This is a genomic window from Micromonospora sp. NPDC057141 (assembly GCF_042670805.1).
Classification (GTDB): Bacteria; Actinomycetota; Actinomycetes; order Mycobacteriales; family Micromonosporaceae; genus Micromonospora.
Window position 1 is genome coordinate 15,881 of sequence record NZ_JBHUVA010000006.1, and the last position, 23,801, is coordinate 39,681.

The window sequence follows — 23,801 nt, forward strand, 5'->3', positions numbered from 1 at the left end:
TCGTGATCGTCCCCGGTCCGTGCCGCCGGGTCAGCGCCAGTGGTCGGCCGGGCGGTCACCGCCGGCGCGGGGTGTGTCGCCGTGCGGCGGGTACCCGTACCGCTCGTCGGCGCGCTGGTGCCGGCTGATCCGGGCCGGCTCGGGCTCCGCCGCGCCCCACTGCTCCGCCGACGGGGCGTCGCGCGGCGCCGGCTCGGCCGGCCAGGCGTCGCGCTGCGCCGGTGGCCGCCACTGCGCCGGCACCGGCACGCCGCCCGCCGGCAGCGCCGGGGGAACCGGCTCGGACCACGTCCCGTGGTCCCAGTCCGTGCCGCGGCCCGGCCGGTCGGCAACAGACCCGGCACCGGCGGCGTCCCCGTCCCACCATCGGTCCCCCGGACTCCCCTCGGGGTGGGGATCGCCCTGCCGGACCGCGGCCCAGCGGTCCTCCACCCGGTACCCGGTGCCGGTGGCGTCCGCGTGCGCCGTGGCCCGGCGCTCACCGACCCGGACCTCCCGGCCCCGGTCGTCGTCGCGCACCTCCGCCCAGCGGTCGCCGGCCTCCGCCTCGGACCACTGGCCGGAGGCGGCAGGCCCGGGCGGGTACCCGGGGGCGCGGTCCACCTCGTACCGACCCGCCGCGCCCCGCGCGTCGTACTGGGCTGCCGCGCCCCACGGCTCCGGCTGGACCGCCGCGCCCCACGGCTCGTGCCGGGCGGCCTGGGCCGGCTCGTCGGGGAAGGCCTGCTGCCGCGCCCAGGCGCGGTCGTCGAACGGCTCCGGGTCAGCCGGTTCAGGGTGCCGATGGGCTTCGGTGCCCCGCACGCGGGCGGACGGGTCTGCGCGCCCGGCCCACCGCCGGTCTTCCGGCTCACCGGTCGCCGGCCGCTGGCCGCCCGCCCACGGCCGCTCCTGGGGAGCCGGGGACCAACGGTCGCCGTAGCCGCCGTAGCCGCCCGCCGCCGGGTCCGGCCCGTCGACGACGGTGTGCCGGGTGGTGACGTGCACGGTCTCGGTGTGCCGGACCATGCCGACCGGACGCGGGGCCGGGTCGGGGGCGGCCGGCTGAGGTGCCCGGGTGCCGGGCTCGGCCGGGCGGACCGACGCGCCGTAGACGCCCGGCTGGGCGGGGCGGTCGCCGCCGTGGACGCCCTGCCGGGGCGGGCCGTCCGCGCCGTGGACGCCGGGCCGGGCCGGGCCGTCCGCGCCGTGGACGCCCTGCCGGGGCGGGCCGTCCGCGCCGTGGCGTGGAGCCGGCTGGGGGCGGTGGCCAGAAGGCGCGTCGTCCGGGCGGGCGGGCGGAAGGAACCGGCCTGCCGGGGCCTCCTCGGCGTCGGCGGGCCGGCCGGCGTCGTACGTCTCGGCGACCGCGACCCGGGCCCGGCCCGCGCCCGCCGGCTGCGCCGCCGGCGGATCGGGGTCGGCGGCGATCCCGGCCGCCGCGGCGTCGATCCGGCGACGCAACGCGCCGACCTGCTCCTGGGCCCGCTGGGATGCGTCGAGCGCCTGGTTGCCGCGCTGGGCGGCGGCCACGATCTCGCCGCGCAGCTCCCGCCGCAACCGGTCGATCTCGTCCCGCAACTCCTCGGCCTCGCCGTACCCGCCGTCGCCGTCGGCGCGCAGCGCGATCGACAGGCCGATCAGCACCACGGCGAGGAGCGCCAGCACGGCGGCGAACCGGAGCGGGCCGTTACCGTCGGCGATCAGCAGGATCAGCGCCGCGACGGGGGCGAGCGCCACGCCGATCCAGAACAGCACGGACAGTAGTCGGGAATCACGACTGTCGGTGGCGGCAACCGGGGCGGGCATGGATGTGCAGCCTACCGAGAGTTCCGCCTGCTGGGAACGCCCTGACCAGCACCGGTCGCCGGCGGCTGGGTGCCGGCGACCGGTGGGCGGATCAGCTGGCCGCGAGCACCCCGTCGGAGGAGAAGACGAGGCCTACGCTGGCGCTTCCCGTCTTCAGGGCGTTCTTGGTCTGCGGGCCGCCCGCGTCCAGGGAGCTGAACGAGCCGGCCTTGAAGTCGTAGACCTCGACCAGGCCCGCCTGGCACTTCGGGCGCTGCGGGCACTCCGGCGGGCCGGCCAGCACGGTCGCGCTGCCGGAGCACTTGGCCGCCAGGTCGGACAGCGTGCTCACCCCGTACTTGTCGGCGAACGCCTTGGTGACGGCGAACGCGTTCTGGTCCTGGGCGGCGGACGGCGCGCCGAAGGCGATGCCGGCCTTCTCACCGGCAGTCTTGAGGACGGCGACGGTCTTCTCCAGCTCCGGCGAGGAGACCGGCTGGGCGTCCTTGCCGTTGGCCTTCGTGTTGAGGAACTCGGCCATCGTCGCCGCGTACTCCGGGACGACCTGGATCTTGCCCTTCTCCAGGGCCGGCTCGTACAGCTCCCGGCTGCCGATCTGCTGCACCTTGACCTGGTAGCCGGCGGCGGTGAGCGCGATGCGGTACAGCTCGGCGAGGGTCTGGCTCTCGGTGAAGTTGCCGGCGCCGACGACGATCGTGCCGCCCGGCCCCTTGGCGACGCCCTGGGTGACGTTGTTGGCGGTGGCGAACTCCTCGGCGGCGACCTTGCTGGTCTTGCGGTCGACGTCGACGGCCTTGTTGAGCGCGATCAGCTTCGGCGTGTCCAGCGCGGCAGAGACCTTGTCCAGCGCCGCGAGCAGCTCCGGGGTGGCCGCCTTGGCGTTGACGGCCGGGATGACGTTGTCGGTGTTCTGGAGCAACTTGTCGTCGGCGAGGACGACCAGCTGGTCACCGGCGACCGGGGCGCAACCGGCCCCCGACGCGCCCTGCTGGGGCGCCTCGGTGCCGGAGGAGCCGGCGTCCCCGCAGCCGGTGAGGAAACCGGCCGCCGCGAGGGCGCCGACCGCGCCGATGGCCAGCCGTGTACGTGCGCGCATCAAGCCCGCCTTCCGTGTCCCGGCGCGGCCACCGGGGCCGGCCGCGTGTCCGACGGGCGATATCCTGTCGTCGCCCGCGATCTTCCACCCAACATCCTGCCCACCGGGACCGACAACCCGAGGCGAGGTTCGTCACCGGATCGTCACCATCCGGCGTACGAGGGGGGAGCCGGCCGGTCAGCTCCCGGCGACGGCGTCGGCGGCCCGACGGTTGGCCCGCCGCCGGGCCGGACGCAGCGGGCGCGGGGTGACCAGCCGCTCGACCAGGGCCAGGACCAGCTCGACCAGCATCGCCAGCCCGGCCACCAGCAGCCCACCCGCGATGATCTGCCCGCCGCCGGCGGCGATGTCCAGGCCGAAGCCGGCCCGGATGATCTGGCCCAGCCCGCCGCCGTTGACGAACGAGGCCAGCGCGGCCGTCGCCACCACCTGCACCGCCGCGGTGCGGAAACCGGCGGCCAGGTACGGCACCGCCAGCGGCAGCTCCACCCGGCGCAGCACCTGCCCGCCCGACAGCCCCATCCCGCGCGCCGCGTCCCGGGCCTCCGGGTCGGTCTGCCGCACCCCCGTGTACGCGTTGGCCAGCAGCGGCGGCACCGCGAAGACGGCCAGCGCGACGACCACGGCGGGCCGGCCGAACCCGAGGAAGGTCAGCGGCAGGATGGTCAACAGGGCCAGGGTGGGGATCGCCAGGGTGACGTTGGACACCAGCACGACCAGCCCGCCGCCCCGGCCGGTGTGCCCGAGCCACAGCCCGACCGGCCAGGCCAGCAGGCAGCCGAGCAGCACGGCCGCCGCCGACATGCCGAGGTGCTCGCCGAGCCGGTCCAGGATGCCGCCCGGGTTGGTCCAGTTCAGCGGGTCGTTGAGCCAGAGCACCGCCTGACCGACCGGGTTGCTCACCGGGCCGCTCTTCCGCGAGCGCCCGGCAGGTGCCCGCCCGGCCCTTCGGCGTTCATCGGGCTCGCCCGCGCAGCCAGGGGGTGACCGCCCGGCCGAGCCCGGCCAGGATCAGGTCGAGCACCAGGGCGAGCAGGACGCAGAGCAGCGTGCCGGTCATGATCTCGGCCTGGTAGAAGTTGTTCTGGAAGCCGGCGAAGATGAGCTGGCCCAGCCCGCCCCGGCCGACCACCACCCCGACGGTCACCAGCGCCACGGTCGACACGGTGGCCAGCCGCAGGCCGGTGAGGATGCCGGGCAGCGCCAGCGGCAGCTCGATCCGCAGCAGCCGGCCCCACCGGCCGTACCCCATCCCCTCCGCCGCCTCGCGGACCTCGGGGGGCACCTGGCCCAGCCCGGCGACGGCGTTGCGGACGATGACCAGCAGCGCGTACAGCACGACCACGCTGAGCACCGTCACCGCCCCGATCCCCAGGTAGGGCGCGAGAAACGCGAACAGGGCCAGCGACGGGATCGTGTAGAGCACCCCGGTGAACGCGAGGATCGGGCCGGCGAGTGGGCGGAACCAGTGTGCCGCCACGGCGAGCGGCAGGGCCACCAGGGCGGCGATCAGCACGGCCCGGGCGGTCAGGGAGGCGTGGTCGCGCAGCGCGGCGAGGATCGTGTCAGAGTTGTCCCGCACGTACTGCCAGGAGAACCACGGGTTACCCGGGTCGGCCCGGTAGCTCAGGCGGAAGGACATGCGTGGACGTTACCCCGGAGACCCGGACCACCGCCGTACCCGAACCGGCCGCGACGCCCGGGCCGGCCGGGGCGCACGCGGCGGCCATCGCGCTGGAGGGCATCGGCAAGCGGTACCCGGACGGCACCGAGGCGGTCCGCGAGCTGAGCCTGCGGGTGCCGGCCGGCGAGCTGGTGGTGCTGATCGGGCCGTCCGGCTGCGGCAAGTCGACCGTGCTGCGCATGGTCAACCGGCTGATCGAGCCGACCGCCGGCCGGATCCTGCTCGGCGACGAGGACGTGACCCGCGTCGACCCGGTCGCGCTGCGCCGCCGGATCGGGTACGTCATCCAGAACGTGGGCCTGTTCCCCCACCAGACGGTCGTGGCCAACGTCGGCACCGTCCCCCGGCTGCTCGGCTGGCCCCGGGACAGGATCCGCCGCCGCAGCGAGGAGCTGCTGGAGCTGGTGGGGCTCGACCCGGGCCGGTTCGGCCGGCGGTATCCGCACGAGCTCTCCGGCGGGCAGCGGCAGCGGGTCGGGGTGGCCCGCGCGCTCGCCGCCGACCCGGTGGTGCTGCTGATGGACGAGCCGTTCTCGGCGGTCGACCCGATCGTGCGGACCCGGTTGCAGGAGGAGTTCCTCCGCCTCCAGGCCGAGGTGCGCAAGACCATCGTGCTGGTCACCCACGACCTGGACGAGGCGGTCCGGCTCGGCGGCCGGATCGCCGTGCTCTCCCAGGGCGGCCGGCTGGAGCAGTACGACACCCCGGCGGCCCTGCTCGCCGCGCCCGCCTCGGAGTTCGTCCGGGACTTCGTCGGCGCGGACCGGGGCATCCGGGCGCTGGCGGTCACCCCGGTCACCCGGGAGACGCTGGAGCCGGCCCCCGCCGACCCGGCCGGGCTGCCGCAGGTCGCGCTGGGTTCCTCGGCGTACGACGCGCTCGCCGTGATGCTGACCTCCGGCGCGGACCGGGTGGTGGTGACCGCCGACGGCCGGCCGGCCGGGGTGCTCACCCGGGAACGCGCGCTCGGCACCGGCCGGGACGCGGCCTGAGCCGGGAGGGGCGCGGCCTGAGCCGGCCGGGACGCGGCCTGAGCCGGGAGGGGCGCGGCCTGAGCCGGCCGGGACGCGGCCTGAGCCGGGCGGGGCAGCGGCGGGGCTTCGACCGAGCGGCGAGGCGGCAGGGCGGCGGCAGCGCCGGTCAGGCCCGGCCGCCGAGGCTCGCCGTGCCGATGATCCAGCCGGAAAGGAAGCCGTACCCGGCTCCGGTGCCGGCGGCCTGCAACGCGGCGAGCAGCGAAGGGGCGGGCCCGAGCAGCGTGCTCAGCAACGCGGCCAGGCCGGCGGCCAGGGCGTATGCGCCCCAGCCGGAAAAGAACTGGCTCACCGATCCCTGCACCCGGGCCACCTGGGACGCGGGCAGCACGTAGAGCAGGGCCGCAGCCAGGACCACCAGCAGGATGGCCCGCAGGTCGGTGGCGAGCACCCCCTGCCCCGCCTCGCCGGAGCCGAACCGCCACGCCGGCCACGCCAGCAGCCGCAGAAACCAGCCGCCGGCCGACTCGGGGTCGGTGTGGTCCTCCGCCCAGCCGACGTACAGCGGGCTGCCGCAGACCGCGACGAGCAGCAGCACCGCCAGGGTGCCGGTGCCGGCCGCGGTCCCGTACCGGCTGACGGGGCCCGAGCGGTTGATCACGCCCGAGCGGTTGATGGCAGCCATGACGCGACCGGTTCCCGACGCGCCCCGGCGGGCAAACCTGCGGATCACGATGACCGCGTTCCGGTCAGTGCTTCATCAGGTAGTCAATGAACTTGGCCCGCAGCAACGGCGCGGACTCCTCGTACCCGTGCCCGGTGAGCTCCCGCCACAGCGCCGCCGCCTCGTCGATGGTCGGGCCGACGGAGTTCGGCGCGCCGTCCAGCGCGGCGGCCTCGTCGGCGTTCGGCAGGTGGCGCAGCACCGACCAGAAGAACCCGACGTCGCGCCGCTCCCGGGCCGTGGCGAACGCCCGCTCCCGCAGCTCCTCCGTGGAGAGCGCGTCCAACTCGTCGAACGTGTGCCCGCCGGTGCCGGTGGAAGGTGTCTCGGTCATGCCGCCGAGCCTAACCGGCGAGATCACCGGCGGCGCGCCGCCGCCCCCGACTCGTCCAGGTCAGCGGTCGCCGGCGTCCCAACGCGGCGGGCGGGCGTCCCAGCGCGACGCGTCCCAGGGGTCGGTGGGGGTGTCGTCGGTGCGGGTGGGCAGGGCCGGGGGCCAGTCGCCCACCGGCGCCGGCCGGGGCACCGACCAACCGGAGCTGATCGTGCCGTCGCCCCGCAAGGCCGGCTCCGGGTCCGCACCCGCCGGCCGGGGCCGCCCGTACGTCTCGACCAGCCGGGTGATCACCAGGCCGACGCCGAGGGCCGACCCGCCGACCGCCCACCGGCTCACCGTCCAGTCCTCGGCGTCCAGCCAGGCACGCAGCACGGTGACCAGGCTGACGGCGAGCAGCGTGCCGAGGATCGCGCCGCGCCGGCCGTACGCGCTGGTGCCGCCGAGCAGCGTGGTGCCGACGGCGAGCGTCGTCCAGCCCAGCCCCTCGGTGGGGACGACGGGCCCGTCGCCGTTGCTGGCGAGCAGGATGCCGGCCAGGGTGGCGAGCACGGTGGAGAAGACGAAGGCGAACACGACGACCGTGGCAGCGGCCCCGCCCCGGCGGCGGGCCGGGTCGGCCACCGGGCGGAACCGGCCGATCAGCCGGCGCACCGGGCGGACGGCCCCGAACAGTCCGCCGAGGACCGCTACCGCCGCGAAGCCGGCGAAGAGGTAGAACGCGGTGTCCCGGGGGTCGTACCCGCCCTGCACCAGCACCGGCGCGGAGCGTCGCTCGATGTAGACCACCACGCCGGCCGCGCCCGCCAGGCTCGCCGCCCAGCCGGGCACGTGCAGCACCACCACGGCGAGCCCGACGGCCAGCCCGCCGACGGCGGCCACCGCCACGGCGTGCCCCAGCGCGACCTCGACCCCCCGGTCGCCCTGCTCGGCGACGTGCAGCGCGGCGGCGACCGCCACCGGGCCGACCGCCAGGTTCACGGCCGCGGTCCGCAGGCTCAGCCCGGCGGCCAGCACGAGCAGCCCCAGCGCCACCACGTCGACCAGCAGGGACCGCAGCCCGTCGTCGCGCAACGCGGTCGGCTCCGCCCGCCACAGCAGCCAGGTCAGCACGGCGAGGGCGGCGGCCAGCACCAGCTCCCAGGCGACGTGGACGGCGACCCGGTCCCGACCCGGCTCACCGTGGGCCGGGTCGTCGAAGACGTTCTCCAGCACCGACGCGGGCACGCCCGACGAGGGCTCCACGGGGGTGTGCCGGCCCGGATCCTCGTGCCCCATGACGCGCGTGTCCTCCCCAGGTCACGGCCGCAGGGTCCGACCCGGACGGACCGGGGCGGCCGTTGCTCTCCGGTCGCCAGGCACGGTACCTGCGCGCGGGTCCGGGCGTAACCCCCGTGGTCAGCGCTGGCCCGGGCCGCCCTCCCGCCGGTCCGCGTCGCGCTCGTCCTCGGGCCGCTGCGGCACCCGGCAGGACCGCTCCAGCCAGAGCGCGGCGGCCACCAGGGCGAGTGCCGCGAGCAGGCCGGCACCGGCGGCCGGGCGGTCCTCGGCGGCGGCCCGGGTGGGCTCGACGAAGAGCCACCCGCTCAGCCCGGCGCACCAGCCGGCGAAGATCGCCCCGGCCAGGGCGGACGCCTTGGCCAGCACCACGAACCGGGCCACCAGCAGCGGGTTGACCGGGTCGCGTCCCGGCCTGCGCTCGATCCGGCTGCGGGTGTTGACCGCCGCGTACGCCTCCAGCACCGCCAGCGCGGCCAGCGTCACCACCGGCAGCCAGGGCAGCCGGGGAAAGCCACCGTAGAGGGTGCTGATCAGAAGCCAGGCCACCGCCGCGGCAGCCAGGCCGGCGACGACCAGCGTGGAGATCCGGGTGGGGCCCATCCTGGAGCGGTCGGGGCCCGCCCCGCTCGGCGGTGGGGACTGCGCCTGGGTCATGCCGGCCGGCTCCACTGGCTCATGCCGACGACTCTAACGCCAGATCCGGTCGGGGAGTCAGTTCCAGGGCGTCACCGGCCACCGGCTCGGCGTTGAGCAGATCGGTCAGCCAACCGTGCCCGGGCAGCCGCCCGTACGGCTGGATGTCGATCCACGGCCGGAGCACGAACGCCCGCAGGTGGGCCCGGGGGTGCGGGAGGGTCAGCTCCGGGTCGTCGCTGAGCACCGGTTCGCCGGCATCGTCCCAGGCGGCGACGACGTCGACGTCGAGGGTGCGCGGGCCGAACCGGCGGGCCGGGTCGCGCTCGCGGCCGGCCCGTCGCTCGGCGGCCCGGGCCCGCGCCAGCCAGTCCCGCGGGGCCGCCGCCGGGTCCTCGGCCAGCACCACCGCGTTGAGGTACGCGGGCTGGTCCGCGTCACCCCACGGCGGGGTCTCGTAGACGCCGGAGACCAGCAGCACCGCCCCGCCGAGGGAGTCCACCGCCGAGCGCAGGTGGGCCAGCCGGTCGCCGAGGTTGCTGCCGAGGGAGAGCAGGGCGCGGGTCACGCGGAGCCTCCGGCGGGGGCGGCCGGCGGCGGGTGGTTCCGCGTCCTCGCCATGGTGACGGCGACGTCGGTGAAGGCGTGCGGCACGGGTGCCTCCGGCTTGTGCACGGTGACCGTCGCGCGCGTCACCCGGGAGTCGGCCAGGCAGATCGTGAGCAGCCGGTCGGCGAGCGTCTCGATCAGGTTCACCGGCTCCCCGGTCAGCACCGCGACCAGCCGGTCGGCCAGCTCCCCGTAGTGCACCGTGTCGGTCACCTCGTCGGAGCGGGCCGCGGGCGCGAGGTCGAGTTCGAGGACGGCGTCGACGACGAACTCCTGCCCCCGCTCCCGCTCGAAGTCGTAGACGCCGTGCCGGCCGTGCGCCCGCAGGCCGGTCAGCGTGATCCGGTCGGTCACCGGTCGCCCTCCGTCGGACTTCCGACTCTTTCCGCCTCCGTCTCGCTCCTTCCGGCCCCCCGCTCACGCTCCCGGGCTGGCCCGAGGCGCGGGCTACCGCCGGCCCGCCAGACGGCCAGAGCGTCGACGGTGCCGAGCACGTCGTGCACGCGTACCCCCCAGGCCCCGGCCGCGACTGCGAGCAGGCTGGTCGCGGCGGTGGCGGTCTCCCGGCCGGCGGTCGGCCGGGGGGTGCCGTCGGCGGCGGCGAGCAGCCGGCCCAGGTACGACTTGCGGCTGGCCCCGAAGAGCAGCGGGAGGCCGAGTTCCAGCAGCTCGGGCAGGCGGGCGGTGAGCTGCCAGTTGTGCTCGGCGGTCTTGGCGAAGCCGAGGCCGGGGTCGATGACGATGCGGTCGGCGGCCACTCCGGCGGCCAGTGCCGCGTCGACCCGCCCGGCCAGCTCGGCCCGCACGTCGGTCACCACGTCGGCATAGTGGGCAAGCGCGCCCATGCCCCGCGAGTGCCCGCGCCAGTGCATGAGCACCCAGGGGCAGCCGGCGTCGCGGACCACCCGGGCCATGTCCGGGTCGGCCAGGCCGCCGGAGACGTCGTTGACCACCGCCGCCCCGGCCGCGAGGGCGGTCTCGGCCACCCGGGCCCGGCTGGTGTCGATGCTGACCGCGACGCCGGCGGCGGCGAGTTCCCGGACCACCGGCAGGACCCGGGCGGCCTCGGTGGTGGCGTCCACCCGGTCCGCCCCCGGACGGGTGGACTCGCCGCCGACGTCCACCAGGTGCGCACCCTCGCCCTTCAGTCGCACCCCGTGTGCGACGGCGGCGTCGAGATCGGCGTATCGGCCGCCGTCGGAGAAGGAGTCGGGCGTGACGTTGAGGACGCCCATCACCACCGGGGTCCGCGTCCGTACCAGATCGGTCACGACTGCACGGTACCGGTCGCCGCGACGGCCTCCCGCAGCCCGGTGTCCCCCGCCGACGGCATCCCTGACATGGCAATTAGAACGGGTGTACGATCGGTCGTCCGAGCCGTTCCGGGGCGACTCTTCGCGGCTTGTCGCAAAGGGGGGCGGCCCGTACCCTTTGGAATTGCCCAGCAGCGAGACGGCGAAGCCTGGAGGGAGGGTCAAAGCGGGAAAAATCCCCCCAAAGCTCACTACTCCGCGTGGTGGGTGACGAACGCAGGGTCGCCGACACTGCGCAGAGTGAGCACCATCCCGCCAAGCTTGCCTACTGCACCGCCGCGGCTCCGCCGGCCGCGACATGGGGAGGTTCCAGTGATCGCCATCGAGCTCATGGAGGCGACGTCGTCCGGCGTCACCCACGCGCTCCACACCCTGGCGTCGACTCCACTCGCCGAGCCGGCACCCAAGGGCATCGACACCAACGGCGTCGTCACGTTCTTCGCCAGCAAGATCGCGCCGATCCTGCTGGCCGTGCTCGGCGTCATCTTCATCGGCCGGGCCAGCCGCGGCGAGATCTCCAAGGTCCTGACCAGCTCCGCCATCGCGATCGTCGGGCTGGCCTTCATCGCCGGAGCGGCCACACTCTTCTTCGTCGGTGACTACCTGATCGACCTGATCTTCGAATAGGCGCGGGCAGATGCGGCTGCGCACCGACGACGACATCTACCGGGCCCGCCTGGTCTACCTCGGGCCGCCCGGCTACACCCTGCCCGTCCACCTGCCGTACGCCCAGTACGGCGTGTTCATGCTGCTCGTACCCCTCTACATGTTCATCCACTGGCTGTTCACGCTGCAGGTCGAGCTCTTCCCCGCCTGGGAGATCGCGCTCGCCATCGTGAGCACCTCGTTCATCTTCCGGCACGTCGACCCCGACCGGCCCGCGCGCATGGTGATCCGCACCGCGCTGACCGACTGGCGACGCACCCGGGAGTCGGCCGCCGAGCAGCGCGACCCGCGCCTGGTGGCGAGCCGGATCAGGATCCGGGAGGAAGTGGCATGACCGGGCGTACGCCGATCGGGCCGAAGCAGCACGCGGATGAGGCGGTGGCATGAGTCGCTCTTCCACGCCGGGTTCCCCGGCAGGACGTCATGCCGCCCCGCACGGTAACCGTGCGCGCTCGCTCGACTACCCTCCGGACGAGGATCTGGACAAGGTCGCCCTCGACCCCGCGCTGGCCACCAGCCCCGGTCACGGCCGGGTCGGTGTCTTCCAGGCACCCCGGCCCGCGCCCGGGCGCGCCGCGCCGGCCGGCCCCGAGCCGATCCCGCCGATGGTCGCCGACAGCGCCGACATCGACTCGCCGTTCCTCGACCTCTTCGGCGGCGCCCACCCGGCGTCCCGGCCCGCGCCGCCCGCGCCGCCCCGGCCCACCGGCCGCGAGCACCCCCCGATCCCGCACCAGCAACCGGCCGTCGCGGCCCCGCCGGTCCGGGCCGAGATCCCGCCGGCACCCGCCGAACGGGCCTCCGCCGCGCCCGTGCCGCAGAGCCGGCCCCGGGTCCCCCAGCAGCCGGTGGACCGGCTGCCGGCGGCACGCCCGGCACCCGCGCCCGAACTGCCGCCGCCCCCGGTCGTGGTCGCGCCGCCCACCGACCCCGACGACGAGAACTACGGCTGGCGGGACGCCGAACCGCCCGTGCACCGGGAGGCCGAGCGTGCCCCACAGCGCGGCGCCGAGCCGCCGCCCCTGGGCCGGGAGCCGGATCGACCGGCACGCCCGGCGCCGGATCCGGCGCAGCCCCCGGTCGGCCGCGAGGTGACGGCGCCCCGGCAGCGGACGGTCGAACGGCGGGAGCGGTCCGGCAAGGCGGCCAAGCCCGCGAAGCCCGCCCGGCCGGCACGGCCGGTGAAGCCTCCGAAGTTCAAGTTCGGGGACCGCGACCCATCGGTCGAGCTGGCCATCACCGAGATCGCCGGCCACCTGACCTTCACCCCCAACACCGTCACGGCGTGGTACTGGCTGCCCGAGGTGCGCTGGGCGTTCCGGCCCGACGCCGAGCGGGAGGCCCTACTCGCCGCGATCTCGGAGCAGTACGCCGGCCTCGCCGGCTTCCGGCTGCACCTGCGCCGCACCACCCGCCCCTTCCCGGCCGACGAGTGGGCCCGCACCATCGACGCGCACACCACGTCCCCGCTGCCGGACGTGCCGGGCACCACCGGCTGGGGCGACCACCTGGTGGCCGCCCAGCGGCACCTGCTGTCGGTCAACCACGCCGAGGGACAGACGTACCTCGGGGTGACCTTTGCCCGGCGCTCCCTCGGCGACTCGCTCACCGAGCGGCTCCTGCGCACCTTCGGCCGCGGCGTCGCCGAGGGCGAGCGCCGCAAGCTCGGCCGCACCGTCGAGCAGTTCGACGAGGTGCTGGGCGCGTTCGGCATGCGCGGCCGGAGGGTGACGTCGCAGGAGCTGGAATGGCTGCTCTACCGGTCGGTGGCGCTCTGCATGGCCCCGCCCGGCACCCTCTCCCCGGTCACCAACGGCCGGTGGGAACGCGGCGACCTGCTCGCCCTCACCGAACAGGTGGAGCGGTACCGCACCCCGTACGGGTCGACGGTCAAGCTGGTCAACCGGATGACCGGCGAGGAGCGGCACGTGGCCGTGCTCGCCGTCGGCCGGATGGAGCCGCTGGAGATCCCCGAGCGACACGAGCCCTGGCTGCACTTCCACGAGCGGCTGCCCTGGCCGATGGAGATCTCCACCCGGGTCGACATCCTCGGCTCCGGCGATTCCTTCCGCAACCTCGAACACCGGCTGCGGATGATCCGCTCCCAGCAGCTCGACTACGCCGAGCACGGCATCGACGCCCCGCCCGAGCTGGAACGGCTGGCCAAGCGGGCGCTCGTGATCGGTGACGAGATGACCACCGGCCTGCCGGTGGACTCCGCCCGGGCCCACGGCTGGCACCGCATCGCCGTCGGCGGCCGGACCCGGGAGGAGTGCCTGGAACGGGCCCGCCGGCTGATCCAGCTCTACTCCCGGGAGCTGCGCGTCTCTCTGCAGCACCCGAAGAACCAGGACTGGCTGGCCCGCGAGTTCATCCCCGGCGAGCCGATCGCCAACACCGGCTACGTCCGGCGGATGCCGGTCAACCTGCTCGCCGCCGCGCTGCCGCAGGCCGCGTCCACCGTCGGCGACCGGCGGGGCGACCTGATCGGGCGGACCGCCGGCACCTGCCGCCGACCGGTCTTCCTCGACCTGCACTTCCCCATGGAGGTGCGGGAGCGCTCCGGGCTCGCGGTCTTCGTCGCCGAGCCTGGCGGCGGCAAGTCGACCCTGCTCGGCGCGCTGGGCTACCTGTCCGCCCGGCGCGGGGTGCAGGTGACCCTGCTCGACCCGTCCGGCCCGCTGGCCCGGCTGTGCAGCATGCCGGAGCTGCGGCCATACTCGCGGGTGCTCAACCTGACCGGATCCGAGCAGGGGACGCTGGCGCCGTACGCGCTCATCCCCACGCCGCTGCGCAGCGAGTTCAGCGCCGGTGCGGCCGGCGACCGGGAGTTCGAGATCGCCGTCTCCAACGCCCGGGCCGAACGGCGCATGCTCGTGCAGGACATCTGCATGATGCTCGTGCCGCCGCAGGTTGCCCGGGAGGCGTCCACCGCCACCCTGTTCCGGCACGCGGTCCGTCAGGTGCCGGCCGAGGAGACGTCCACCATGGACGACGTGGTCGCCTGCCTCGGCCAGCTCGACGACGACGCCGGCAGGGAACTGGCGAACCTGCTGCTGGACACGGCCGAGATGCCGCTGGCCATGCTCTTCTTCGGCCGCCCGCCGGAGGGGCTGCTCGGCGCCGACGCGGCGCTGACCGTGATCACCATGGCCGGCCTGCGACTGCCCGACCTCAAGATCGAACGCGAGTACTGGTCGGCCGAGGAGGCGCTCGCGCTGCCCATGCTGCACACCGCCCACCGGCTCGCGGTGCGGCGCTGCTACGGCGGGTCGATGTCCTCCCGAAAGCTGGTCGGCCTGGACGAGGCGCACTTCATGGAGGGCTGGCGCTCCGGCCGGTCGTTCCTCGTGCGCCTCGCCCGCGACTCCCGCAAGTGGAACCTCGCCGCGCTGGTCGCCTCGCAGAACCCACGCGACATCCTCGGCCTCGACGTGCAGAACCTCGTCTCCACCGTCTTCGTCGGCCGCATCGCCGAGGACACCGAGATCGCCTCCGAGGCGCTGCGGCTGCTCCGCGTCCCCGTCAACGACGGATACGAGGCGACACTGGCCTCGCTGTCCGCGGCGGACGCCACCTCCGCCGCCCGGCTCGGCTTCCGCGAGTTCGTCATGCGCGACGTCGACGGGCGGGTGCAGAAGGTCCGGGTGGACGTGTCGTACGTCGACGGGCTGCTGGACCACCTGGACACCACCCCCGCCGCGGTCGCCGCGGCAGCGGGCCAACTGCCGACCATCGCGGACCTGGAGGCGTGACATGGCGAGGGCCCGGGCTCGAATAGCGGCGTTCCTGCTCGCGGTCGGCGTACTCGCCGGCGCCACGGTCTCCTGGCCGGTCGTGGGCGGCGAAGCGGCGTACGCCGCCCTGCCGACCGCCCAGGTGCGGGCGGATCTGTGCAGCACCCAGGAGTGGCAGGCCGACTTCCGCACCTGCGTCGGCAAGCTGACCGCGGTCAGCAAGGACCAGGTGGAGTGCCGCAACGCCCCGGTCCCCGCAGCACCCGACTCAGGTCTCGCCGGCTGGTTCGCTGCCCGCCCCGACTCCGCCAAGCTGCCCGGTCCCAAGGGCCTCTACAGCGACTACGGTTACGCCGGATACAGCTTCCCGACCTACGACCTGCCCGGTGGTTGCGCCTCCGCGGTCATCCATCCGGACTACAAGTTCACCACCACGGTGGCGAACGGCGAGTTCATGATCGCCACCGCCATCATCGGCGGCTCGAACGCCCTGCGGGAGCGGGCCTGGGATCCCGGGTCGATGTGGGCCTGGGCCGATCCGCTGGTCGAGCAGGCCACCAAGGCCGTCTACCAGAAGGTGTTCAGCGTCTTCGGCATCATCACGCTCGGCGTGGTGGGCCTCTACCTGCTCTGGCGGTCCCGTCAGTCGGACATGAGCAACGCCATGACCACCGCCGGGTGGGCTCTGCTGGTGATGGTGGCGGTGACCGCCCTCGCCGCGTGGCCCGTGAAGTCCGCGAACATCGCCGACGGCACGCTCGTCACCACCCTCGGCGTGGTGCACGACGCCGTCGGACCGGCGACACGGGACACCCCACCCGAACAGTGCGATGACCCCAATCCCGCTGCGTGTAAGGACAATCGCCCTCCCGCCGTGCGGGCCAGCGACACCGCGACCGAGTCCATGCTCTACCGCAACTGGCTGCGCGGTGTGCTCGGGTCAGCCGACAGCGAGACCGCCAAGAAGTACGGACCGGCGCTCTATGACGCCAAGTCGCTGTCCTGGGAGGAGACGGAGAAGATCCGGGCCAATCCGGCGACCCGGGACACGACCATCGACGCCAAGCAGCAGCAGTGGGCCCGGGTAGCCGAACAGATCAAGAACGAGGATCGGGAGGCCTACGAGTACCTTCAGGGCCTTCGGGACATGGACCGCGTCGGCTCCGGCTTCATCGCCGTGCTCGCCGCACTGCTCTTCGCGATGTTCGACCTCACCGCGTCGCTGCTGGTCCTGCTGGGCTTCCTCATCTTCCGCTGGGCGGTGATCGCGGCACCGATCCTGGGCACGGTGGGGCTGATGCGCCCGGCGAGCGCCGGGCTCCGCAGGCTGGCCAATGCCGTCGTCGCCGCCGTGTTCAACATCGCCATCTTCGGCACCGGGGCCGCCATCTACCTCTTCGCCGTGGATCTGATCATGAGTACGGCAACCCTGCCGGGCTGGCTCCAGGTGGTGCTCGTCTGGCTCTGCGGGGTGGTCGGCTGGCTGCTGCTGCGGCCGTACCGGCGGATCACCCAACTCGGCGGCAAGGACAGCAGCGAGGCCGTCAGCTCGGCCGGATCGTGGCACCGACGGTTCTTCCGGGACATGCGCACCGCTGCCCGGCTCGACGTGGCCGAGCCTGGTGGCACGAATAAGCCGACCCTGGCCCGAAAGCGCGGGTCGACGGTCGAGCGGACGACGCTCAGGCCTGAGGCCCGGCACGAGGACCCGAGCCACTCCACCGCCGGCACCGCGAACGCCACCGAGCGGCAGCGCCCCGACAGACGGGAACGCCCCGACGAGGCCACCGTGCCGGAACAGCGCGGCCCGGCGCGGCCCGCCGCGCCCCGGCCGCGACGCCGTCAGCCGTCGACCTGGACCGAACCGGACGTGCCGACGGAGAATCCGTCCTTCGTCATCTACCGGCCAGGAACCACCGAGCCGGCTACACCCCGGCCTTCCGCACCGCGGATCCGCACCGAAGCGCGGTGAGGGTGATGCGACGTGCGGTGGAGTTCCTCTTCACTCGGGTGCTGCGGTCCCGGTTGGGCGTCGCGCTGGCGATCGGGGTTCTGGTCTTCGGCGTGATCGGTGCCGCCCGGTTGGTGTCCGGCTCGGGAGACCCGGCGGCGGGGCTGAGCAACCGACCCAGCCAGCCGATCACCACCGTCGACCCGACCGCCGGTGACGACGGCGTACTCGGAGGCACCGCACCCCCGACGCCGGTGACCCGCCCGGGCGCACGGACCCCCGAACAGATCGCGGACCGGTTCATCGCCGCTTGGCTCGGTGGTCGTGGGAAGAGCGCGGACGAGTGGCACGCGGCCCTGCGCCCGCTCTCCACCCCGGAGCTCACCGAGAAGCTCTCGGGTGCCGATCCGGCAGGTGTTCCGGCGGAACGAACGACCGGCGAAGCGAGCCTCCGCCCCCGGACGGAACGTTTCGTCGAGGTGTTGGTGCCGCTCGACACCGGGCGGTTACGCCTGGAACTGGTGGCCCCCGACGGGCAGTGGCTGGTCGACGCCGTGGACTGGGAGCGGACATGAGCGAGCACATGGGAGACGGCAACAGCCCGCAGCGCAGGCTGCGGCTCGGCGCGTTGGCGGTCTCGCTGACCGCCACGCTCGCGCTGCTCTGTTGCACCGGAGGGACGGCGGCGTTCTTCCTCACCGAGCTGAGCGGCGGCAGTGACGCGCTCTCCCCGGAGGCACAGTCCGCCTGCGGCCCGTCGCACCAGGTCAAGGTCTCCGGCAAGATGCCCCGCTTCGCCCAGTACGGCGAGAGCCAGATCCGCAACGCCGCCGTCATCATCAAGGTCGGCTCGGACATGAAGGTGCCGCCTCGCGGTTGGGTCATCGCCGTCGCGACCGCCATGCAGGAGTCCGGGCTACGGAACCTCCCCCACCTGGGCAGCCGCAACGACCACGACTCGGTGGGCCTGTTCCAGCAGCGCCCCAGCCAGGGCTGGGGCTCCCCAAAGCAGCTGCAGGATCCGTCCTACTCGTCCCGCAAGTTCTACGAGAAGCTGGTGAAGGTCCCGGACTGGGAGCAGCTCTCGCTGACCAGGGCCGCCCAACGGGTGCAGGTGAGCGCCTTCCCCGACGCCTACGCGAAGCACGAGGAACTGGCCAGCAAGATCGTTGATGCGCTCGCCGGCGGGGCGGCCCGCACGGTGCGGGTGGCCCAGCGCAGCATCTGCAACGCCGCCACCCGCGGCCAGATCGCCGCCTCGGGGTGGACGGCGCCGATTCCCGGGGGCGTCGGCTCCGGATTCCGTACGGCCAGTCGTCCCAGCCACAACGGAGTGGACATCGCCGCGCCGAAGCGCACCCTGATCCGCGTGGCGGCGACCGGCCGCGTGCTGGTCGCCCGCTGCGACCCGGCCAACAACGGCCGGCTGAGCTGCGATGTCGACGGCTATCCGGGCAAGGGCGGGTGTGGCTGGTTCGTCGATGTGCTGCACGCCGGCGGCTACGTCACCCGCTACTGCCACATGATCGTCAAGCCTCGGGTGGTCCCCGGCCAACTGGTCAAGGCCGGTGAGGTGATCGGCGAGGTCGGAAGCAGCGGAAACTCGTCCGGCCCACACCTGCACTTCGAGGTTCACCTCGACGGAGACCGGTCCAGTCGCAGCGCCGTCAACCCGGTGCCGTTCATGCGGGACCGGGGCGCACCACTGAACGGCAAGGCATAGGGCCTCGGTACGCATGACCGGGCCGCTTCCCGACCCCTTCGCCGACCAGCCTGACTGGGCGCCCCAGCCGCCCAGGCCGATCGAGATCGTGCCCGCGACCGGACGGGTCGAACTGCGGGGACAGCGGGTGCTGGTCGGGCTGCCCGGTCTCGGCTGGCGCGGCGATCTGCGCGCCGACGAACGGGTGGTGCAGAACAGCCGCACCTACGTGCCGGTCATTCCCGAGCAGGAGTGGTACCGCGCGGAGTCCGAACAGGTCGAGGTCTTCGCCCCGCTGGTGCCGGTCGAGCGGGTGTGGGTGGAAACCCTGGGTAACCGGCGGAGCGTCCCGACGGCCGGGACCTCCAGCGTCAGCCTGGTCTCCCTGGACGCACCGGTCCACCGCGCGCCGACTCCCGTCTTCGAGACCGACGCTGTCACAGGACGGCGGGTCGTGCACGTGGCTGATTCGAGTGAGCAACGGGACCTTCGCGCGGTGACCGAGACATACTCGGGAACCGAAGGCGACATCTGCGTCCGGGTCACACCGGAACTGGAGTGGTACCGCTGGGCCTGGCGAGGTCAGCCGCCCACCACCCTGGAGGTTCCGGTCCACCTCCTCTGGATCGAATGAGCCCTAACTAGTCTTCCGACCATCGCAGATGCGCCAGCCATCCGCATCGTCGTTGACCTGAAAAACCCAAGCTTCCCGACGGCTGCTGCGAGGTTGGCCGTTAGCTGAGCTTGAGATCGTCAGCGTCGTCTCGACTGATTCCCCCTCGGCCGTTTTCGTACGGGTCAGCGCTCCCCAACTGATCCGAACATCGACACCAAAGCGTGCTTCGCGTTGTTCGATCTCACTGCGGAGGCCGTTGACCGTCTCAAGTGTGCTCGTCGAGCAGGTGAACTGGTCGGCTTTGATGTCGTTGCGGTCGACGAGGAAGGCACGTAGATAGTTGTCGACCACCACGTCCGGGGCGCTGCGATCCGGTCTGGTGGCGCGGTCGTACAGCACGAAGGCGGTGATGCCGCCGCCGACGAGAAGCAGCCCGAGCACCCCGGCCACCACCGTGATGACGGTCCGCACTCGTCCCGGCCGGCGCACCGGCGTTGGTGTCCCCGATGGGGGCACCAGCTGTTCCGGCGGGGTCCGCTGCGCCGGTACGCGGGAGACCTGGGAACCGGCGGGGGGCTGCACTGATTCCACCCCTTGAGGCTATCGGCTGAACGCCTCGCGCCCAATGCCCAGGATGCAGCGGATCGTGACAGGACGACCCCCAGCGGTGAGAATCCGTCCGGTCACGGACATCTCCGGCGCACCCGCCGTGGCGCATCCCTGAGGACGGGCGGGACCTGGGATACCGTCACTGCTCGGGGAGGGGTTGCCAGCCTCGGGACGAGGGGGTGGACGCGGTGTTCGGTCCGAGGACACGCACCAACCGCGCCTCTGCCCTGCACCGTAGGGCGGAGGCGACGGCCGCCGCTGCGGCCGCCATCCTCGACGAGATCCGGCCCGCGCCGGCCGACCAGCGCCGGCAGTACGAGCTGGCGGACCGGCTGCGTTCTGCGGCGGCCCTGTTGGCGCCGGGCTGGGCGGGGGCACCGCTGGAGGCCCTGACCGTGGCGGCGCCGTCGGGCGAGGGCCCGCCGCCGTTCGTCCGGGTCGGCGTGGCAGCGCCGCTGGACGACGCACGTTTCCCTGCCCTCGTGCCGCTGCTCGGCACCGGGCACCTGACGGTCGACAGCGAAGCCCGGGATCCACGGGTGGCGGGGCTGCTCCGGACCGTGCTGCTGCGCCTGCTGGCCGCGACGCCCGCCGGTTGCCTGCTGGTCCGCGCCATCGACGGGACCGCCGGTGGAAACGTCAGCACCAGGCGGGCTGCGCCACCGGACGACACGTTCGCCCCGTTCTCCGCGCTCGCGGACGCCGGCCTGCTGCCTCCGCCGGCCACGGACGTCGCCGGGCTGCGGGCCGTGCTCACCGAGGCGGAGCAGTGGGTGTCGCCGGGCAGTGGCCGGCCGCGCCGGCACGACCGTACGCTGTTGCTGGTCGTTGCCGCATGGCCGGAGGCGACCGGGCCGACCGATCTGGATCGGATCGAGGCGCTGGCCGAGCGGGGTCGGGCTGCTGGCCTGCACCTGATCGTGGCCGGCTGGCCACCGGCCGGCCCGTACTCGACCCGTGCTCCCCTGCCGCAGGCCACCCCGCTGGCGATGCGCAACGCGTACTCGCTGCTGGGCGACCCGCCGGGCAGTTCCCTGGCGGGGCCGGGGGCGGAGCCACCCGGTGGGTTGAACTCGCCCGTCTTCGTCGACGACGATCCGCCGTCGGGCCTGGTCGACGCCATCTGCCGACGGCTGGCCGAAGAGATCGAGGCCGGTTCCCGGCTCAGCCTGGCCGACCTGTTGCCCGACCCGACCGAGCCACTGTGGGCGGTGGGCTCCGCGGAGGGCGTCTCCACCACGGTCGGGGACGCGGGCGGTCGGGCCGTGACCGTGGGGTTCACCGAGCTGACCCCGCACTGGCTGGTCAGCGGCCGGTCGGGGGTGGATCGCGCCGCCTTCCTCAGCAACGTGTTGCTCGGCCTCTCCGCCCGCTACGGCCCGGACGAGCTGGTGCTGCACCTGGCCGACCTGGGCGACGGCGAGTCGTTCGCGGAGTTCCTGCAGACCGAACGGGACCGGTCCTGGGTGCCTCAGGTGCGTTCGGCGGGGATGGCCGCCGACCGGGAGTACGTGCTGGGCCTCCTCGGGGAGCTGATGGCGGAGGCCCGCCGCCGGGAGGAGGCCGGCCAGCGCGCCGGCGGGCAGCGGTTCGCCGGCTTGCGGGAGCACCAGGCCCTGCCCCGGGTGGTCTGCGTGATCGACAACCTTCCGCTCCTGTTGGCCGAGCGGGACCGGCTGGCCGCCGACGCGGTCGCCCGGCTGGATGCCCTGGCCCGCTCCGGTCGGGCGTACGGGGTGCATCTGGTCCTGGCCGGGGAGGGCGACCTCGGGATCGCCGGCGGGCCGACGACCCGCGACTCGATGCTCGGGCAGTTTCCGGTGCGGGTGGCGCTGGCCGGCGGCGGTCCGGTGCTGGAGCCGAGCAACGATGCCGCGGCCGGGCTGCCGGTGGGCAGCGCGGTGGTGAACACCGCCGGCGGCCTCGGTGGTCCCCGGGGCGCCACCCGGGGGCACGAGCGGATGGTGCGCTTCCCCGACCCGCACGAGGCCCCGGAGACGATCGGGGAGCTGCGGCGCCGGCTCTGGACGGCCCGTCCGGAGCGGTCGGCTCCGCCGGTTGTCTTCGCCGGTTGGGCGCGCCCGCTGTTGCGTGACGATCCGCACTACCGGGCGGCCTTCGCCGGGCGGGCGCGGGGACCGGTGGCCCTGCTGGGCCGGGCGGTGGACCTGTCCCGGTCGACCGTCATGGTGCCGCTCGGCGCGGGTGCCGGCCGTAACCTGGCCGTCCTCGGCCCGGGGGCGGAGGCGGTCGCCCTGTTGGCCACTGCGGCGCGGAGCGTCGCGGCGCACCATCCACCGGGTACGGGACGGTTCGTGGTGGCGTCTCTCGCCGCCGAGGCGGCACAGGTGGCCGACGCCCTCGCGGCGGACCTCGCCGGCCAGCACCGGGTGGAGCGCGTCGACCTGCCGGGCCTACTCGCCGCCGTCGACGCCGACGAACCCGGCTACCTGGTGGTCTTCGGGTTGGACGGGCCCGCCCCGCACGAGCGGCTGACGGACCGGCGCGTCTCCCCCGAGCGGCCGACGGACCGGCGCGCCCCCCACGAGCTGCCGGCGGACCGGCTGCGGGCCCTGCTGCGGGACGGCCCGCCGGCCGGCCGGCACCTGCTCGGCTGGTGGCGCACGGTGCCACCGTTCACGGCGGTCGCCCGGGCGGAGGACGACCTCGACAAGCTGGCCGCCGTGGTCGCGGTGGACGTGCCGGGAGCCCAGCTCGCGACGCTGTTCGGGCATCCGGTGCAGTGGCGCCCCCGGCCGGGTCGGGCGATGCTCTGGGACGGCCCGGACGAGCGGGGCGTCCTGCTGGTGCCTTTCGCCGGGCCGGGCACCGACCCGGGCGACGATGTTCCGCCGCCGACCGGCGCCGCCACAGGAACCGGCACCGTGGCAGAAGCCGGCGCAGGAACAGAAGCCGGCGCAGGAACCGGAACCGAAGCCGCGACCGGGACCGGTGTCGCAGCGGGGACCGACGGGGAGGGCGGATGAGCCGGGAGTCGACCAGCATCGCCGCCACGCCGCCGACTACGGGGCCGGTCCGGCAGCGGGTCGGCGTCGACCCGGCGCCCGCCGCCGACGGCGCCACGTGGACGGAGTACGTCGCCGCGGCCCGCCAGCTCGACGGGGTACGCCGGGGCGCGGCGACCGCCGCGACGGAGCAGGCTCGGGCGGTCCAGGCCGCCCGCGAGGAGCTGACCGGGGTACGCCAGCGGTTGGCGCCGCAGCGGTCCCGGCTGCGCGAGTTGGGCGTACCCCCGATCGTGCTGGCACCGTCGCCGCCGGAGCTGAACGAGGCGGCCCGGGAGATGGCCGGCGGGCCATCGGCGGTGCTGACGGCGCTGCGTGCGGCGCGGGACTGGGCGGACGGGGCGGACGGCCTGTTGGCCGCGCGCGCCCGGATCGGTCCGGCGCCCTGGCCGCCGCGGCTGCGCAACCTGCTGGTCTACGGGCCGCTCGCGTTGGTCGTTCCGCTGCTCCAGGTGCTGCTGTACGTGACGACCGGCGCCGGCCCGGCGAGCTTGGTGGCGCTGGTGTGCGGGCTCCCGATGCCCGCGGCCGCCTTCGTCGCCGGCTGGTTCGGCGTGGGCCGCCTCTTCGGCGGGCCATCGGGGCCGGCGACGGAACGGAACGCCGACCCGCACACCGCGCACAACGCCGATCGGCACTCCGCGCAGGACACCGGCGGGCCCACCGCGCAGGACACCGCAGGGCCGCCGCCGTTGCCGTCCGGCGAGCGGAGCGCCGAGCGACCCGCCGGCGGTGCCGCCCGTGGGGCGACGGCGCACGGCACGGCCTCGAATCAGGCCGGGGGCGACCCGGTCGTGGTGGCCGGCGGCGGTGCCGCGCCGGTGGTTCCGGTCGGACGTGACGGCGCACCGGGGGCGTCGGCCGGCAGCCGTCTGGACCGGACGCCCCGCTGGGGTGCCCTGGTCTGTCTCGTCCCGGCTGTGCTGACCACCGCCGGGATCGTGCTGGCGATGCTGGCCGGTTGAGCCTCCCCCGGCCGCGGCCGGGCCGGGCGGCTGCGGGCCGGGGCGGGAACGACGACGCCGGGGCGACCGCGTGGTCGCTCCGGCGTCGCCTCG

General features: G+C 74.6%; 22 protein-coding genes. 10 read left to right on the forward strand and 12 right to left on the reverse strand.

Annotation, left to right across the window (positions count from 1 at the left end):
- Nucleotides 1–30 precede the first annotated feature (30 nt).
- The 4 genes from ACFT41_RS06310 to ACFT41_RS06325 all read right to left on the reverse strand — a co-directional run bounded on the left by ACFT41_RS06310 (nucleotide 31) and on the right by ACFT41_RS06325 (nucleotide 4,526).
- Nucleotides 31–1,788 (reverse strand): hypothetical protein, encoded by a 1,758-nt coding sequence (locus ACFT41_RS06310; RefSeq protein ID WP_377583914.1) that lies wholly within the window; start codon nucleotides 1,786–1,788, stop codon nucleotides 31–33.
- Nucleotides 1,789–1,879: 91 nt separating this feature from the next.
- On the reverse strand, nucleotides 1,880–2,884 hold the full coding sequence (locus tag ACFT41_RS06315) for a glycine betaine ABC transporter substrate-binding protein (RefSeq protein ID WP_377583916.1): 1,005 nt from the start codon (nucleotides 2,882–2,884) through the stop codon (nucleotides 1,880–1,882).
- A 177-nt stretch (nucleotides 2,885–3,061) separates the two neighbouring features.
- Nucleotides 3,062–3,787 carry an ABC transporter permease gene (locus tag ACFT41_RS06320; RefSeq protein ID WP_377583919.1) on the reverse strand — a complete coding sequence of 242 codons (726 nt, stop codon included), beginning with the start codon at nucleotides 3,785–3,787 and terminating at the stop codon, nucleotides 3,062–3,064.
- A gap of 52 nt (nucleotides 3,788–3,839) precedes the next feature.
- The gene (locus ACFT41_RS06325) at nucleotides 3,840–4,526 is read right to left on the reverse strand and encodes an ABC transporter permease (protein ID WP_377583922.1); all 687 of its coding nucleotides are present in this window, start codon (nucleotides 4,524–4,526) and stop codon (nucleotides 3,840–3,842) included.
- Nucleotides 4,527–4,528: 2 nt separating this feature from the next.
- Between ACFT41_RS06325 and ACFT41_RS06330 the strand changes: the two genes are divergently transcribed.
- On the forward strand, nucleotides 4,529–5,560 hold the full coding sequence (locus tag ACFT41_RS06330; protein ID WP_377583925.1) for an ABC transporter ATP-binding protein: 1,032 nt from the start codon (nucleotides 4,529–4,531) through the stop codon (nucleotides 5,558–5,560).
- Nucleotides 5,561–5,708: 148 nt separating this feature from the next.
- Here the strand turns inward: ACFT41_RS06330 and ACFT41_RS06335 are convergent, their stop codons facing one another.
- The 7 genes from ACFT41_RS06335 to folP all read right to left on the reverse strand — a co-directional run bounded on the left by ACFT41_RS06335 (nucleotide 5,709) and on the right by folP (nucleotide 10,394).
- Complete coding sequence (locus tag ACFT41_RS06335) at nucleotides 5,709–6,227, reverse strand: hypothetical protein (RefSeq protein WP_377583927.1); 519 nt, start codon at nucleotides 6,225–6,227, stop codon at nucleotides 5,709–5,711.
- A 64-nt stretch (nucleotides 6,228–6,291) separates the two neighbouring features.
- Nucleotides 6,292–6,600 carry a hypothetical protein gene (locus tag ACFT41_RS06340; protein WP_074472273.1) on the reverse strand — a complete coding sequence of 103 codons (309 nt, stop codon included), beginning with the start codon at nucleotides 6,598–6,600 and terminating at the stop codon, nucleotides 6,292–6,294.
- A 60-nt stretch (nucleotides 6,601–6,660) separates the two neighbouring features.
- Nucleotides 6,661–7,878 carry an ABC transporter permease gene (locus ACFT41_RS06345; RefSeq protein ID WP_377583929.1) on the reverse strand — a complete coding sequence of 406 codons (1,218 nt, stop codon included), beginning with the start codon at nucleotides 7,876–7,878 and terminating at the stop codon, nucleotides 6,661–6,663.
- 120 nt (nucleotides 7,879–7,998) lie between these two features.
- Complete coding sequence (locus tag ACFT41_RS06350; RefSeq protein ID WP_377583931.1) at nucleotides 7,999–8,535, reverse strand: DUF3180 domain-containing protein; 537 nt, start codon at nucleotides 8,533–8,535, stop codon at nucleotides 7,999–8,001.
- A gap of 19 nt (nucleotides 8,536–8,554) precedes the next feature.
- The gene (gene folK, locus ACFT41_RS06355; RefSeq protein WP_377583933.1) at nucleotides 8,555–9,082 is read right to left on the reverse strand and encodes a 2-amino-4-hydroxy-6-hydroxymethyldihydropteridine diphosphokinase; all 528 of its coding nucleotides are present in this window, start codon (nucleotides 9,080–9,082) and stop codon (nucleotides 8,555–8,557) included.
- Nucleotides 9,079–9,477, reverse strand: coding sequence for a dihydroneopterin aldolase (gene folB / locus ACFT41_RS06360; RefSeq protein WP_377583935.1), 399 nt, complete (start codon nucleotides 9,475–9,477; stop codon nucleotides 9,079–9,081). The genes folK and folB overlap by 4 nt, the downstream gene beginning before the upstream one ends.
- The gene (gene folP, locus ACFT41_RS06365) at nucleotides 9,474–10,394 is read right to left on the reverse strand and encodes a dihydropteroate synthase (RefSeq protein ID WP_377583937.1); all 921 of its coding nucleotides are present in this window, start codon (nucleotides 10,392–10,394) and stop codon (nucleotides 9,474–9,476) included. The genes folB and folP overlap by 4 nt, the downstream gene beginning before the upstream one ends.
- Nucleotides 10,395–10,748: 354 nt before the next feature.
- Between folP and ACFT41_RS06370 the strand changes: the two genes are divergently transcribed.
- Genes ACFT41_RS06370 through ACFT41_RS06400 form a run of 7 tightly spaced genes read left to right on the forward strand, consistent with a single transcriptional unit; the run spans nucleotide 10,749 to nucleotide 19,126 of the window.
- Complete coding sequence (locus ACFT41_RS06370) at nucleotides 10,749–11,063, forward strand: hypothetical protein (RefSeq protein ID WP_077938023.1); 315 nt, start codon at nucleotides 10,749–10,751, stop codon at nucleotides 11,061–11,063.
- A 10-nt stretch (nucleotides 11,064–11,073) separates the two neighbouring features.
- Nucleotides 11,074–11,436 carry a hypothetical protein gene (locus tag ACFT41_RS06375; RefSeq protein ID WP_377583939.1) on the forward strand — a complete coding sequence of 121 codons (363 nt, stop codon included), beginning with the start codon at nucleotides 11,074–11,076 and terminating at the stop codon, nucleotides 11,434–11,436.
- A gap of 49 nt (nucleotides 11,437–11,485) precedes the next feature.
- A complete protein-coding gene (locus ACFT41_RS06380; RefSeq protein ID WP_377583941.1) occupies nucleotides 11,486–14,857 on the forward strand; it encodes an ATP-binding protein in 3,372 nt (1,123 codons plus the stop codon).
- A gap of 1 nt (nucleotide 14,858) precedes the next feature.
- Nucleotides 14,859–16,811 (forward strand): MFS transporter, encoded by a 1,953-nt coding sequence (locus tag ACFT41_RS06385; protein WP_377583943.1) that lies wholly within the window; start codon nucleotides 14,859–14,861, stop codon nucleotides 16,809–16,811.
- On the forward strand, nucleotides 16,808–17,365 hold the full coding sequence (locus tag ACFT41_RS06390) for a hypothetical protein (protein WP_377583945.1): 558 nt from the start codon (nucleotides 16,808–16,810) through the stop codon (nucleotides 17,363–17,365). The genes ACFT41_RS06385 and ACFT41_RS06390 overlap by 4 nt, the downstream gene beginning before the upstream one ends.
- Nucleotides 17,366–17,373: 8 nt before the next feature.
- Entirely contained in the window at nucleotides 17,374–18,513 is a 1,140-nt protein-coding gene (locus ACFT41_RS06395) for a M23 family metallopeptidase (RefSeq protein WP_377584067.1), read from the forward strand.
- A gap of 13 nt (nucleotides 18,514–18,526) precedes the next feature.
- Nucleotides 18,527–19,126 (forward strand): hypothetical protein, encoded by a 600-nt coding sequence (locus ACFT41_RS06400; protein ID WP_377583948.1) that lies wholly within the window; start codon nucleotides 18,527–18,529, stop codon nucleotides 19,124–19,126.
- Between the two features lie 3 nt (nucleotides 19,127–19,129).
- Here ACFT41_RS06400 and ACFT41_RS06405 read toward each other — a convergent pair whose 3' ends face one another.
- The gene (locus ACFT41_RS06405) at nucleotides 19,130–19,690 is read right to left on the reverse strand and encodes a hypothetical protein (RefSeq protein ID WP_377584069.1); all 561 of its coding nucleotides are present in this window, start codon (nucleotides 19,688–19,690) and stop codon (nucleotides 19,130–19,132) included.
- Nucleotides 19,691–19,896: 206 nt separating this feature from the next.
- Here ACFT41_RS06405 and ACFT41_RS06410 point away from each other — a divergent pair, with 206 nt between their 5' ends.
- Both ACFT41_RS06410 and ACFT41_RS06415 read left to right on the forward strand, forming a co-directional pair.
- The gene (locus ACFT41_RS06410) at nucleotides 19,897–22,704 is read left to right on the forward strand and encodes a cell division protein FtsK (RefSeq protein ID WP_377583951.1); all 2,808 of its coding nucleotides are present in this window, start codon (nucleotides 19,897–19,899) and stop codon (nucleotides 22,702–22,704) included.
- Nucleotides 22,701–23,708, forward strand: a complete 1,008-nt coding sequence (locus ACFT41_RS06415; protein WP_377583954.1) for a hypothetical protein — start codon at nucleotides 22,701–22,703, stop codon at nucleotides 23,706–23,708. Before ACFT41_RS06410 ends, ACFT41_RS06415 begins: the two co-directional genes overlap by 4 nt.
- Nucleotides 23,709–23,801: the final 93 nt, after the last annotated feature.